The sequence below is a fragment of the Ellagibacter sp. genome, assembly GCF_048412355.1.
Classification (GTDB): domain Bacteria; phylum Actinomycetota; class Coriobacteriia; order Coriobacteriales; family Eggerthellaceae; genus Ellagibacter.
Map to the genome: position 1 here is coordinate 1 of NZ_DBFSAP010000048.1, position 14178 is coordinate 14178.

General features: G+C 62.9%; 10 protein-coding genes. 2 read left to right on the top strand and 8 right to left on the bottom strand.

What is annotated here, in order from left to right; translation table 11 throughout:
- Window positions 1-320 precede the first annotated feature (320 nt).
- The 4 genes from ACMRQN_RS07200 to ACMRQN_RS07215 all read right to left on the bottom strand — a co-directional run bounded on the left by ACMRQN_RS07200 (window position 321) and on the right by ACMRQN_RS07215 (window position 4298).
- Complete coding sequence (locus ACMRQN_RS07200) at window positions 321-1040, bottom strand: M48 family metallopeptidase (RefSeq protein WP_418734415.1); 720 nt, start codon at window positions 1038-1040, stop codon at window positions 321-323.
- An 11-nt stretch (window positions 1041-1051) separates the two neighbouring features.
- A complete protein-coding gene (rsmI, locus tag ACMRQN_RS07205; RefSeq protein WP_418734416.1) occupies window positions 1052-1909 on the bottom strand; it encodes a 16S rRNA (cytidine(1402)-2'-O)-methyltransferase in 858 nt (285 codons plus the stop codon).
- Window positions 1910-2047: 138 nt separating this feature from the next.
- Entirely contained in the window at window positions 2048-2878 is an 831-nt protein-coding gene (locus tag ACMRQN_RS07210) for a phosphoenolpyruvate hydrolase family protein (protein WP_158048630.1), read from the bottom strand.
- Window positions 2879-3089: 211 nt separating this feature from the next.
- Entirely contained in the window at window positions 3090-4298 is a 1209-nt protein-coding gene (locus tag ACMRQN_RS07215; RefSeq protein WP_418734417.1) for a Tm-1-like ATP-binding domain-containing protein, read from the bottom strand.
- Window positions 4299-4501: 203 nt separating this feature from the next.
- On the opposite strand from ACMRQN_RS07215, the gene ACMRQN_RS07220 reads away from it, so the two are divergent.
- Both ACMRQN_RS07220 and ACMRQN_RS07225 read left to right on the top strand, forming a co-directional pair.
- Window positions 4502-4663, top strand: coding sequence for a hypothetical protein (locus ACMRQN_RS07220; protein ID WP_418734418.1), 162 nt, complete (start codon window positions 4502-4504; stop codon window positions 4661-4663).
- A 50-nt stretch (window positions 4664-4713) separates the two neighbouring features.
- Window positions 4714-5799, top strand: a complete 1086-nt coding sequence (locus ACMRQN_RS07225) for a hypothetical protein (protein ID WP_418734419.1) — start codon at window positions 4714-4716, stop codon at window positions 5797-5799.
- A 74-nt stretch (window positions 5800-5873) separates the two neighbouring features.
- On the opposite strand, the gene ACMRQN_RS07230 is transcribed toward ACMRQN_RS07225, so the two are convergent.
- The 4 genes from ACMRQN_RS07230 to gltB all read right to left on the bottom strand — a co-directional run bounded on the left by ACMRQN_RS07230 (window position 5874) and on the right by gltB (window position 13749).
- Window positions 5874-7127, bottom strand: coding sequence for a type II toxin-antitoxin system HipA family toxin (locus tag ACMRQN_RS07230; RefSeq protein WP_418734420.1), 1254 nt, complete (start codon window positions 7125-7127; stop codon window positions 5874-5876).
- A complete protein-coding gene (locus tag ACMRQN_RS07235; RefSeq protein ID WP_418734421.1) occupies window positions 7127-7429 on the bottom strand; it encodes a helix-turn-helix domain-containing protein in 303 nt (100 codons plus the stop codon). Before ACMRQN_RS07235 ends, ACMRQN_RS07230 begins: the two co-directional genes overlap by 1 nt.
- A 128-nt stretch (window positions 7430-7557) precedes the next feature.
- The gene (locus ACMRQN_RS07240) at window positions 7558-9072 is read right to left on the bottom strand and encodes a glutamate synthase subunit beta (protein ID WP_418734422.1); all 1515 of its coding nucleotides are present in this window, start codon (window positions 9070-9072) and stop codon (window positions 7558-7560) included.
- Window positions 9073-9075: 3 nt separating this feature from the next.
- Complete coding sequence (gene gltB, locus ACMRQN_RS07245; RefSeq protein ID WP_418734423.1) at window positions 9076-13749, bottom strand: glutamate synthase large subunit; 4674 nt, start codon at window positions 13747-13749, stop codon at window positions 9076-9078.
- Between the last annotated feature and the right edge of the window lie 429 nt (window positions 13750-14178).

Here is a 14178-nt window from a genome sequence, read left to right on the forward strand (position 1 = left end):
GTCGGCGCGCGTGGTAAGATTCATCGTGAAGGGCCTTTCTCTTGCTTGCTTTGGCTTAGACACCCGCAAGCATACCGAAGGGCCCTTTTCCTTCGCTAGCAGATTTCTCGGCTGTTTTTCCTCAAAAACTTAACTCGCACCGCAAGAAGGAATAATCGTTTTTCCATCGTTGCACGATTTTCGTTGTGTTTCGCGCCTTTTTGTCACGTTTCATCTCAACACAGGCTGGGAGGTCGCGGACATCTCTGCGGGAGCGCAAGGGATCGCGCGTACGCGGGCGCAGGCGGGCATGCCTGGACGCTCGCTGGAAGGGACGCCCCTTAGCGCAGCTTCGCGCGGCGCTGCTTCCAATCGGGCATAAACGCGTCCATGAGCTGGTGAAACATTGGACCGTGGCCGCGCTCCAACAAGTGACACAGCTCGTGGACGACCACATATTCCAAGCATTCCGGCGGATAAAGCGCCAACCGCACGTTGATGCAGATGCGCCCTGTCGCCGGTTGGCAACTGCCCCAGCGGCTCGTCATGTTGCGATACGCGATCTTGCCCGCGCGCACCCCCATGATCGGCTCCCACGCCGCGATGAGCGCGGGCACACAGGCGGAAACAACCTCGCGCCATGCGGCGACTTCTTCGGGAGTCGCCTTGGCCGCACGCGCCATGGGAGTATCAACTGCCTGGGCAAGATGCGACTCGATCCATGCCGCCTTGCGCCGAACGAAGTCGCGCACCTCGTCTTCGCTCACCCACGACGGCGCCGACACGTCCACGTGCGATCCGTCGCGCGCGATCCTCAGGTTGAGGTTTTTTACACGCTTGCGGGAAAGGCGCACCTCGATGCCGTCGACGAGAAGCATGCGCTCATCTGCGGCGGAGCGGGCGCCCGCACGGGTTCGCCCAGCGGCGCCGGCTCGCCTGCCACCTTGGGAACCGCAACCCTCCCGCTTCGGTGCACGCTTGTCGGCGGAAGAGGACGCGCCCGAAGATCCGGAGGCGATGCGGCGCGTGCGCACGGGGCCCGATTGGTTGGAATACGCCACGGCTCGACCCTTTAAGCGTCGAGCGCTATCTCGTAGGCGGCGTTCCGGGGAAGCCCGAACTCGGCGGCGATCGCCTTGGCGATTTCCTTGTTGCGCGCACCTTCGGCCTTAAGCTCGGCAGCGCGGGCGCGGGCGGCCTCGGCGGCATCGAGCTGAGCCGCATCCTCCTCAGCAGCGCTCGGCTCGTCGATCACGATGGCAATCTCGCCTTTGATGGAGCCCTCTTCCGCGCGTCGGGCGAACTCGTCGCGCAGGCTCGGCAGGGTATCGCGCACCACTTCCTCGTGCAGCTTGGTAAGCTCGCGGCACACCGCTGCCTCGCGCAGGGGAAACACCTGGGCCATCGACTCGAGCGCCGACGCCACGCGGTTAGGGCTCTCGTAGAAGATGAGCGCCGCGTCGAGAGAGCGCAGCGCATCGAGCGTCGCCTTGCGCTCGGCGTCTTTGCGCGGGAAGAAGCCGCCGAAGTAGAAGCGAGGACACGTGCAGCCGCTTGCCACGTAGGCCGTGGCGCAGGCGGATGCGCCAGGGAGCACCTCGACGGGCGCGCCAGCCTCGCGAGCTGCGCGAACAAGCCGAAGCCCCGGGTCAGACACGCCCGGCATGCCGGCGTCGCTGCAGTACGCGATCACCTCGCCGGCAAGCACGCGCTCGGCGACCTGCGCCGCGCGGTCGCCGATGAGCGCCTCGTCCAAGCGTTCGAGCCGCTTCTCGATACCGAAGGCGGCGAGCAGCTTCCCCGTGACGCGCGTGTCCTCCGCGCACACGACGTCCGCTTCCCCAAGCGCCGAAACCGTACGCTCGGTCATGTCGCCTAAGTTGCCGATGGGCGTCGGGCAGATGATGAGTTTTCCAAGTGTGTTAGCCATGCGCGCTAGTATAGCGCGAGCGGAGCCGCGGCGCGCAAGAGGAAGCGCTCCCACCACGAGAAAAGGGCGCCCGCCGCGACGCGAATCGCTGCGAGCGCCCTCCGTTGGAGCCTCAGTGGAATGCGAAGCCGAGAGACGTTACTTCTTGATCGCCTTGAAGGCCTCGGTCTGGGCTTTGATGCCGCGCTCGGCGGCCAGGCGCTCGATCGAGGTGGCTCCGAAGAAGCCGTCGATGCCGGGCACGTGCTCGATGACGTACGCCGCGTCCTTCGGCTCGGAAATCGGGCCGCCGTGGCAGATGACGAGCGCGTCGGGGTTGATGTCCTTCACGACCTTCACGATGCCGGTGATGATCTCCACGCAGTCGTCGAGCGTGCGCGCGGTCTCGGCGCCGATGGTGCCGCCGGTGGTGAGGCCCATGTGCGCGACGATGATGTCGGCGCCGGCCTTGGTCATCGCGGCCGCCTGCTCCTCGTCGAAGACGTACGGGCAGGTGAGCATGTCGAGCTTGTGCGCCTCGGCGATCATGTCGACCTCAAGGCCGTAGCCCATGCCGGTCTCCTCGAGGTTCTTGCGGAACACGCCGTCGATGAGGCCCACGGTCGGGAAGTTCTGCACGCCGTTGAAGCCCTGGTCCTTCAGCTCGGCCAGGTACTTCTTCATGACGCGGAACGGGTCGGTGCCGCAGACGCCGGCGAGAACCGGGGTGTCCTTCACGACGGGCAGCACCTCGGCGCCCATCTCGACGACAATCTGATTCGCGTCGCCGTAGGAAAGCAGGCCCGCGAGCGAGCCGCGACCGGCCATGCGGAAACGGCCGGAGTTGTAGATGACGAAGATGTCGGCTCCGCCGGCCTCAGCCGACTTCGCCGTGATGCCCGTGCCGGCGCCGACGCCGAGCAGGATGTTGCCCTCGGCGAGGGACTTACGGAAACGATCGAGGATTTCCGCGCGGGACAGTTCAAGCATGGTGTTCTCCTTCTTTTCGAGTACTACCTTTTTCTTGCCGAACATATGCGTTCACGGCGCGTCCGCGAGTTAGAACGGACGACGCCGATGAAGCCTAGGGAAGGCGCCGCCCGCCCGCAGCGAGCCCGATGAGGATGGGGCGGCTGCGACCTGGCGCGGCGCGGTGCCAAGGGGGAGGCGGAAGCGCGTCGCCGCCGCCTTCCCGGTCGTGCTATTTCTCCATGAGGTCGATGAGCTTCTGGGCTGCGGCGATCGCGAACTCGTCGTCGTTTACGTGCGCGTCCATCTCGATAATCTCGGCCTTCGCGGGATCGATCTCGTCCTTGAGCGTCTTGAAGAGCGCCGCGTCCTCTTCGGGACCGTAGAACGGCTGGCCCTCGGCGTCGATCATCGACACGCCCTTGAGCGGCAGCATGACCGCGCACGGGCCGATCGACATGTTCACCTTAGAGGCGATGGCGTGGCCGATCTTCTCGTTCTCCTCCACCGTGGTGCGCATGAGCGTGACCGTGGGGTTGTGCTTGTACAGATTTCGGGACTGATACTGCTCGGGAACGGTTTCCCACGGCCCGAAGTTCACCATGTCGTCGGCACCGACCGACACGACGGCCGGCACGCCGTTCAAGGCAGCCGCGCTGCAGCGATCGGGGCCTGCGGTGAGCACGCCGCCTGCAACCTCGTCGCACCACTCGGTGGTGGTCAGGTCGAGCACGCCCTTGATGAACCCGCCGTTGACCAGCGCCTCCATGCATTTTCCGCCCGTGCCCGTCGCGTGGAAGACGAGCACCTCGAAGCCCTTCGACTCCAGATAGGCCTGCGCCTTCTGCACGGCGGGGGTGGTCACGCCGAACATGGTCGCGGCGACGAGGGGCTTATTGTCCTCGTGCTTGGGGGCGACGTGCTCGAGCATGCCCGCCATAGCGGCGACGGCGTTGTTGAAAATAGTCGCCGAGAAGGAGTTAATGCCCGCCACGTCGACGATCGAGGGGAACATGGCGATGTCCGACGCGCCGATGTAGGGGGACGTGTCGCCGGACGCCATGGTGGACACCATGACCTTCGGCACGCCGATGGGGAGCTTGCGCATGCCGGCGGTCGCGATGGTGGTGCCGCCCGATCCGCCCATGGAGAACACGCCGTCGAAGCGGCCGTTCGCATACAGCGTGGGCAGAAGCTTCTCGACGCCGCGCGTCATGGTCTCGGTGGCGAAAGCGCGGTCCTTCTTCTCCACGATGGTCGACATCTCGATGTCGACCGCCGCCGCGACTTCCGTGTTGGGAACGTCGGGCATGGTTTGCGGGTCGAAGACGCCGCAGTGGATGGTGAGGGTGTTGACGCCCAGCTCCTCGAAGCGGGCTTTCACATAGGCGAATTCCTCGCCTTTCGTGTCGAACGTGCCGATGATAGCGACTGTTTTCACACAGGCCTCCTGACGTAGGGTTTCGACTCGCTGCCCAGTTTAGTTCGACCGCTATGGTTTCGACGCCACGTTCGCAACTCGCCACAGCATCACGACAATTCCGCGAAAGGTATTTGTTACACGGCGGATAGCATAAAAGGCTTGTGCTATGCTAACGAGAACCCGACAACCGAGACCCATCCCAAGATTCGCAAGGAGCCACGATGAGCAGCGCGCCCCCTCTCGCATGGGCGCATGACCTGGGCCTTGTCGAGGGTTACAACGATCCCGACAGGGGAAAGCTCCTCTGCCCGGGCGAGAATGTCGAGCGCCAGCGCGCGGCCACCGTCCTCGCGCGCGCCTTCACCATGGGAGTCCTGAAGTAGCGCGGTGCCGTATAATGCACGTAAACGATTTTGCCTGAGGGAGGTGCGACATGCTCTATCAGCTGATGAACAAGAACACCGTTGTTGCAACGTACAAAGAAGAGAAAAGGATCGACGACTTCCGCTATACAGAGGTCGAACGCATTGACCCTTATCTCCCCTACGGGTTCATCGACATCAACGACTGGATCGATGGGCGAGCCATCGCCAAGCACCGAACGTCGATCGAGAAGCTCATGCGCGAACTCGGCCTTACCACCCGCCATGACTTCATCGGCATGATACGCTGCCTGTCGCTGACCGACACCTTCTGGATGAAGCGCGAAGACGAAGCTTTGACCTGGGATGACGTATCGCTCTATCGCAATCCCTTCGATGACGTCATCGCGCGCATCGCCTTCGACGGCACCGGCATGTACGGGCGGCAGAACTCCCCCACCTCCCCGGAGTTCGCGACGTCGGGTTCGTTTGCGAAATGCTGGATTCGCGAAAACGGGCAGATCTCACTTTTGAAGCGCGGTTCCACCGGTTATGCGAACGCAGGGTTCGAACCGTATTCCGAGAAGCTCGCATCAGATTTACTCGACGCCGCAAAAATCGACCACGTTCCCTATTCGCTGCTTCGATTCCACGAAAAGCTCGCCTGCAAATGCCCCCTGTTCACATCGGAACGCGAGGGATTCGTCTCCGCTCACCGCTTTTTCGAGGGTCCTTTCGATGTCGACGACATGCTCGCCTTCGCCGCCGAACACGGCGCTGAAGAGGCATTTCGCGAAATGGTCGTGATGGACGCGGTTATGGCGAACGTCGATCGGCATGCGGGGAATTACGGCTTTTTGGTCAACAACGCGACAGGCGAGATCCTTCGCATGGCGCCGCTGTTCGACCACAACATGGCATGCCTGCCCATGATGATGGAGGCGGACGACTTCGACGAGTATATCCGCCTCATCGGGCCGAAAATCGGCACCGACTTCATCGCCATCGGACGCGCCCTCATGACGCCCGACATCCGCGCGAAGCTTGTCGACTTGAAGGACTTCGAATACGAAGACCCCGGCTTCGATTATCCCAAGTGGAAGCTCGATGCCGTGAACAGGTTGAAGAACGTCCAAGTCGAAGCCCTGCTGGCATAAGAATCGAAGGCTCCCCCATGTCGGGGTCGAAGGCTCCCCGCGTTGCGCGGGACGCCTTCCCATTTCCATTGCAGCTACCTGGCAAAACGTGATTCGAGAGCCGCGCAGCGCTCCTCTATCACGCGCCCCATCAGCTCGCACTCCGAATCCTTGCACCCGTTTCGCTTGGCAAACGCGCGCCAATGGCGAACCGATGCAAGCGTTTCCCCCACAATTTGTGCCTTTGCCTCAGCCGACAGTCCGCAAATCTCGCCAAACGAATCCAAGCCCTCGACCTCGTTTTTTCCCACTTCACCAAAGATGGAAGTGGCACGAACCCGCGCGGCAGCAGGGTTGATGTTGACGTCGAAAACAGGAGCCAACACCCATCCTCCCTCCTTGCGGATGAGGCCCAGGTTTCGAAGATGGTCGTCGGTGTTGTGCAATGCCACGGAAAGAACGACCCTTCGAAAGAGTTCCGCCAACTCGCGATTTGGATTTGACGTCCAAACCGACAAGGCGTCGGCAACGGTCGCATAGTCACAATGCTCGCCATCATGCGCACCGATCAGAGTCATCGCGCTCAAATACGGAATCCTCTCACCCTTCTTAAGGGAGCCCGATCGATCGAAGCGCTCAAGGAGCAGCACCGAGTCGCTTCCAATTCTCACAAGCTTCGAGGAAGGAACCGCCATACCCGCGTCGCCCGCAATGTCAAGCGCCGTTTTCTCCCACGCCATCACATCCCACTCATCTCCTGGATGGGAGAATTTCGCAAGGAGAAGTTTCCCTTCGTCGACAACGGAAGCCTTCGGACGAGCACCGCCCAAAGAACCAGAGCCAGCATCAAGAAGCTCCTTTATCTGCCCGCTTCTTTCGTTACCTCGAGCTATTTCGTTCGAGGCAAAAAGGAGCCGCTTGAGCTCGACAATCGGAGGAACCTCGTTGCTCTCAGACAACCGGTCGTCAGAATCAGGAACGGAATAACGAAGGGACCCTTGACGAGTGGAATCGAAAACGCCCAGCAGATAATCAACTTCGTCAATCGCACGAAGCGTCGCACCCGCCGCCTGGGCCTCGGCAATCGCCCTTCTGTCAATCAGATGCCTTCCCCAGCGATCGGGAGAAGAGTCGCGCATCGCGCCAGGCATTCCCTCGCAGTGATAAAAAGTGGAACGCAGCGGCAAAGCGGGGTCGATTGCATAAGCGTCTGCTCTCTTGAGGTAGGCATCGTTATAGGCAAAAGAGCAGCTTATCCTCCCACGACGCAAACTGAACCGACACGTTCCAACAAGAACTTCGGCAGCTTCCCCAGCAAGACTCGTAAAGACATCGACAATAGGAACCATCAGGATCTCCTTACCCGTTGCGGGAGTGCCTGATCAGCGCGGATGCGACCATAGTCAGTCTCGTAAGGGTCCGTTGCCTCCACTACGGCATCGAGAGAAGACAACGCACGACACACGTTGAGAAACGTTTCGAAGCTCACTTTCGGGTCCCCGTTTTCGAGGCGGGAAATGGTGGCGCGCGACACCGCCGCTTTGTCCGCAATCTGCTGAGACGTCAGATTATACAATTTGCGCCATGTTGCGAGGTTTTCCCCGATCTGCTTTGCAGCAAGTTTCACCGTTGGCGACGAAGGGCGCTTCATAGTAGTCCTTATTGTATATGTTACGTTACATTATCTATGTTAGTGTAGCACATCTACAGTATTAATAAAGGCGCCCCGCATTGTGCGGGACGCCTTTTCTGCAAGGTGATTCAATGGCGAAATCGAGGTTAAAGCCCCAAGTCAACCGCCACTTCAGCTGCGCACTTGAGCGCGTCGGCCATCGAGCTCACCACGAGCGAGCTGCCGTTGCGCGCATCGCCCGCGACATACACTGCGGCACGACCCGCCGCAGCAGTGCCTTCGGCCAGCTCAGCGCGATGCGTTGCCGCAGCCGCGCCGGTCGCGCCGCCTTCCATCACGGGAAGGGGACGACCCGTCGTCGCCATGGGAACACCGAGCGCATCGAACACGCCATGTTCGGGACCTGCGAAGCCGCAAGCGACTAGCACCAGCTGCGCGTCGATTTCCCGCTCAGAGCCCTCGACCGCAGAAGGCTTGCCCGCCGACCAATCGAGCGAATGGACTTGAAGCCCGCGCACGTGCCCGTCGCTATCCAGGAGCACGCGCTGCGTGTCGGCGCACCATTCACGCAGGTCATCACCTTGAAGCGCAATAGCCTCCTCCTGGCCGTAATCGGTCTTCTTCACGTTGGGCCACTCGGGCCACGCATTGGAGGCTGCACGCACCTCGGGCGCGCAGGGGCCGTATTCCAGCTGGCGCACCGTGCGCGCGCCCTGGCGCACCGCCGTGCCCATGCAGTCGTTGCCCGTGTCGCCGCCGCCGATAACGACGACGTCTTTGCCCTCGGCGCTGATAGCAGGCTCGCGGCCCTCGAGCAGCGCGCGCGTCTGCTCGGTGAGATAATCGACCGCGTAGACCACGTCACCCGAGGCGAGACCCTCATCGAAGCCTTCGGCGCGAACACCGCGTGCCGCACACGCGCCCGCCGCCACGACGACCGCGTCGAATTCCTCGGCAAGCCCCGCAGCCACCGCAGAATCGGCCGCATCGGTGTTCAGGCGAAACTCGATGCCAAGCTCGGCCATGAGCTCGGTACGGCGCGCGACCACCGACTTTTCGAGCTTCATGTTGGGGATACCGTACATGAGAAGGCCGCCCGCACGGTCGTGGCGCTCCACCACCGTGACATGGGCACCGCGGCGCGCGAGGTCCCAAGCGGCGACCAAACCTGCAGGTCCCGAACCAATCACAGCGACCTTCGGGGCATCCGCGGCAGCAGGCGCGAACCTGCGCGGCCCGCCGTGTTCCCATTGCCAATCGGAGATGGCACGCTCATTGTCGTGGATCGTCACGGGCTCGTCGTTGCGGCCTAAGTTGCACGCCGCCTCGCACAGCGCCGGGCACACGCGACTCGTGAACTCGGGCATGGGGCTCGTGAGCGACAGACGCGCCGCCGCCTCGTCCCACTGGCCGCGCCATGCGAGGTCATTCCACTCGGGAATCAGGTTGTGAAGCGGGCACCCCGAGGGGCGCGCCTTCCCAAACGAGGCCCCGAACTGGCAAAATGCCACGCCACATGCCATGCAGCGGCTCGCCTGCTCGCGCTGGCCCTCTTCGGGAAGATTCACACCCAACTCGTTGAAGTCCTGCGTGCGCTCCGCAACGGGACGCAGGTCATGAGCATGACGACCATGCTCCAAAAACGCTCCTGGCTTGCCCATCGCTTACTTCCCTTCCGTCATGGCGTCGAACGCAATCTGCAACGCCTCTTCATGCGACTTCCCCGATGCCTCGGCGGCCTCGACCGCGTTGATCACGCGCTCGTAATCGCGGGGAATCACCTTCACGAACAGCTTCTTCAATGTGTTGAACTGGTAGAGCAGCTTGATGCCGCGCGGCGACTGCGTGCGCTCGGCGTGCTCCTCGATCAGGCTGCGGATGAGCTCGATCTCGTCCTCGGAGGGCTCGCACAGGCGCACCATGTCGAGGTTGCAGTTGTCCGCGAGCGTACCGAACTTATCGTACACGTACGCCACGCCGCCCGACATGCCCGCCGCGAAGTTCGGCCCGACCTCGCCCAAGATGAGCGCGATGCCGCCGGTCATGTACTCGCAGCCGTGGTTGCCCACGCCCTCGACGACCACCGTGGCGCCCGAGTTGCGCACGGCGAAGCGCTGGCCGGAAAGGCCGTTCACGAAGCCCTTTCCGCTGGTCGCACCATAGAACGCCACGTTGCCCACGACCACGTTCTCGTCGAACTTGTAGGTCGCCGCCTCAGGCGGACGCACCGTCAGGACGCCACCCGAAAGCCCCTTGCCGAAGTAGTCGTTCGCATCGCCTTCGATGTTCAGCGTGATGCCGCGCGGCAGAAAGGCGCCGAAGCTCTGGCCGCCCGAGCCGTCGCAGTCCACCGTGATCGAGCCCTCGGGAAGCCCCTCGGGGTGCTGGCGCGTCACCTGGCTGCCGAGCATCGTGCCCACGCAGCGGTTCACGTTGGCGATGTCGGCGCGGAAGCGGATGGGGCGCAGATGCTCGCGCGCCTCGGCCGTGTAGGGAATGAACAGCGTCGCATCGAGCGCACGGTCGAGCTGGCAGTCGGGCGCCATCGAGGGGAGGAAGTGCTTGCCCTCGGCACCGGGGATAGCCTGGCCGAACTCGTTGGTCACCGTGGCGAGCATGTCGGAGAGGTCCATCTCGTTCGCCTTCCAGTTGCCCGGCACCTCAACCTGGCGCAGGTACTCGGGATGGCCGACCATCTCGTCGACCGTGCGGAAGCCGAGCTGCGCCATAATCTCGCGCATCTCCTCGGCGACGAACATCATGAAGTTCACGACGTACTCGGGCTTGCCGGCAAAGCAGCTGCGCAGCTTGCAGTTCTGCGTCGCGACGCCGACGGGGCAGGTGTCCTGCTGGCAGTCGCGCTGCATCATGCAGCCCATGGCGACGAGCGGCATGGTGGCGAAGCCGAACTCCTCGGCGCCGAGCAGCGCGGCCATGACCACGTCGCGCCCGCACATGAGCTTGCCGTCGGTTTCCACGACTACGCGGCTGCGCAGGCCGTTGCGCAGAAGCGTCTGCTGCGTTTCGGCGAGGCCGATCTCGAACGGGATGCCCGCATGGTAAATCGAGTCGCGCGGTGCCGCACCCGTGCCGCCGTTGTGGCCGGAGATGGTGATCTTGTCGGCGCCACCCTTGGCAACGCCCGTGGCGATAGTGCCCACACCCGCAAGCGCGCACAGCTTCACCGACACGCGCGCGCCGGGATTGGCATTCTTCAGGTCGAAGATGAGCTCGGCCAAGTCCTCGATCGAGTAAATGTCATGGTGCGGCGGCGGGGAAATGAGCCCCACACCTGGGGTGGAGCGACGTACCTCGGCAATCCAGGGGTACACCTTCTTGCCAGGCAGATGCCCGCCTTCGCCCGGCTTTGCGCCCTGCGCCATCTTGATCTGGATCTCGATGGCGGAAGAGAGGTAACGGCTCGTCACGCCGAAGCGGCCCGACGCCACCTGCTTGATGGCGCTGCACTTGCTGTCACCGTTGGGAAGCGGCGTCTCGCGAGCGGGATCTTCGCCGCCTTCACCCGTGTTCGACTTGCCGCCGAGGCGGTTCATCGCGATGGCCAGGCATTCATGCGCTTCCTTGGAGATGGAGCCGTAGCTCATGGCGCCTGTGTTGAAGCGCTTGACGATCTCGCTTGCGGGCTCGACCTCGTCGATCGGCACCGGGGTGCCCTGCGGCGCGAAGTCGAGCAGGTCGCGCAGCGTGACCGCGCGACCGGGCACATGGCATGCGGCGCTGTATTCCTTGAACATGCCGTAGTCGCCTTCGCGCACCGCACGTTGGAGCAGGTAGATCGTCTGGGGATTGATCAGGTGCTCCTCGCCGTCGATCGGACGCCACGAGGTCACGCCGAGCGAGGGAAGCTGGTCGGGCGCTGGGGTCTTGTCGAGCGCGATCGCCTTATCGTAGCGCTCGTTCAGCTCGCGCTGCACGCCTTCCACACCAAGTCCGCCGATGCGCGTGGAGGTATGGGTGAAGCACTCGTCGACGAACGCGTCATCGAGGCCCAGGATCTCGAAAATCTGCGCGGAATGGTAACCCTGCATCGTGGAGATGCCCATCTTCGACATGATGGACGTGATGCCCGCGGTGACCGCCTTGTCGTAGTTCGCGACAGCGGTGTCGCCGTCCACGTCGAGCTCGCCGCGCTCGCACAAATCGCGGATGCACTCGTGCGCCATGTACGGGTAGATGCCCGAGGCAGAATAGCCCACCAAGCAGGCGAAATCGTGCGCGCGCATCGCGTCGCCGGTCTCCACGAGCAGGTCGGCATCGGTGCGCAGACCCACGTTGATCAGGTGGTTGTGCACCGCGGCGAGCGAAAGAAGGCTCGGGATGGGGACTTCCCCCTCACCCGCGCGGTCGGACAGCACGATCAGGTTCGCGCCGCCGCGCACGGCCGCCTCCACGTTCTCGCGCAATGCGGCGAGCGCCCCTTCGAGCGCGCCCTCCTCAGCGCCGCGCGGATAAGTGCAGCTGAAGCGCGCCGTTTTGAACCCAACGCGGTCGATCGAGCACAGGCGGTTGAACTCGTCGTGGGTGAGCATCGGGCCTTCGAGGCGCACGAGGCGGCAGGTGTCGCGACAGTCTTCCAAAAGGTTGCCGTGGTTGCCGACGTAAAGCACCGTCGAGGTGACGAAGCTTTCGCGCAACGCATCGATCGGCGGGTTCGTGACCTGGGCAAACAGCTGGTTAAAGTAGTCGAAGAAGCTGCGCGTCTTCTTAGAGAGGCACGCAAGCGGCGCGTCCGTGCCCATGGACGCAAGCGGAATCGAGCCCTTGTTCGCCATGGGGCGGATGAGCTCCTGGATGTCGTCGAAGTGGTAACCCAGCTTGGCCATGCGGCGCGTGAAGGGCACGCCTGTGTCCTCCTCAGCGGCAGGGTCGGCAGGCTCGGGCAGTGGCAGATCGTCGACCGAGAGCATTTCCTCGCCGAGCCAATCGCGATAGGGCTTCTCGTTCGCGTAGCGGTTGCGAATCTCATCGTTCCAGATGACGCGTCCCTGGTCAGGGTCGACCTCGAGCATCTCGCCCGGACCGAGGCACCCCGCCTGAAGGATGTCCTCAGGATCGACATCGATCGTGCCGACCTCGGAAGACAGGATGAGCCAGTCCTTGCGCGTGACGTAGTAGCGAGCCGGGCGCAAGCCGTTGCGGTCGAGCGCGGCACCCAGCATGCGGCCGTCGGTGAACGCGATGGCGGCAGGCCCGTCCCAAGGCTCCATGAGCATGGACTGGTAGGCGTCGTAGGCGCGGCGCTTCTCGTCGATGCGGTCGTTGTTGTCCCACGGCTCGGGAATCATCATGGTGACGGCGCGGTCGAGCGGACGGCCGTTCATCGTCAGGAACTCGAGCACGTTGTCCAAGATGGCGGAGTCGGAACCCTCGCGGTTGATAATCGGCAGGATCTTCTTCAGGTCCTCGCCGAGCACCGGGCTGTAGAGCTTCGGCTCGCGGGCGCGCGTCCAGGAAATGTTGCCGCGCAGCGTGTTGATCTCGCCGTTGTGGATGATGTAGCGGTTCGGATGCGCGCGCTCCCACGACGGCGTCGTGTTCGTGGAGTAGCGCGAATGGACGAGCGCGAGGGAGGTCTCGACCGCCGCGTCGTTCAAGTCGGTGAAGAAACGGCGCATCTGGGTCGCCACGAGCATGCCCTTGTAGACGATGGTGCGGCTCGACATCGAGCACACGTAGAAGATCTTGTTCGCGAGCGCCGGGTTCGCGTCAGCCGCGCGCTCGATGGTGCGGCGGCACACATAAAGCTTGCGCTCGAAATCCTGGCCTGCGGAAACGTCCTCTGGACGACGTAAAAACGCCTGCAGGATGGTCGGCATGCACGCCTGCGCGGTACTGCCGAGGTCGTGCGGATCGACCGGCACCTCGCGCCAGAACATCAAGGGCACGCCGCACTTCGCGCAACCTTCCTCAAAGACGCGCTTCGCGTCGCGCACGCCAACTTCGTCATCGTGCGGGAAGAAGAGCATGGCAACGCCGTAGTCGCCTTCCCCCGGCAAAAGCTGGCCTTCCTTCTGCGCTTCCTTGCGGAAGAAGCGATGCGGAATCTGGAAGAGCACGCCTGCACCGTCGCCAGTGTTGCGCTCGAGGCCCGTGCCTCCGCGGTGCTCCAGATTGACCAGCACCGACAGCGCATCGTCCAGCATGGCATGGCTGCGCTCGCCCTTCAGGTGCGCCAATGCGCCGATGCCGCACGCGTCGTGCTCGTATGATTCGCGGTAAAGACCCGCCGCGGGCTGCTTCTCCTCGCAAGCTGCGCATGCCCCTTGCCCAGCTTCACACCGAGGCGCCCCCGCCTGTTCGCTCAGTTGATAGTTCATATGCGATCCTTCGTCCATAGGGCTGCCGTTTTACCAAAATGGCAGTCTATGACGTAGTGTATCGACTCTTGAGCGCTTTGTTTCAAGCTGCAACATGGTTATGACAACCTGGAAACAGACTTGAAACAAAGCAACCGCAATGCGGCGGCGGGCGGCAGAAAGCATGTGGGGAGCAAGATTCTGGCACAAAAACCGAGTTGTCCCACGAATTACGTCCCTATCGTTCTTCAAATCGAGGGGAACTTGGAAGCTGTGCCAACCTTTCAGAAAGTAACCCCAGGTCGAGCAGTTGCTCAACCCGGGGTTACTTTCTTAGCCGTCAACCCTCCGTGGGACAGCTCGGTTTTTGTGCCAGAATTTCCCGATTTCGCTGCACTTTTTGCTAGCGGGCGTCTCGTGTACGCGAAACGCCCGCCCAACTCACGGCAG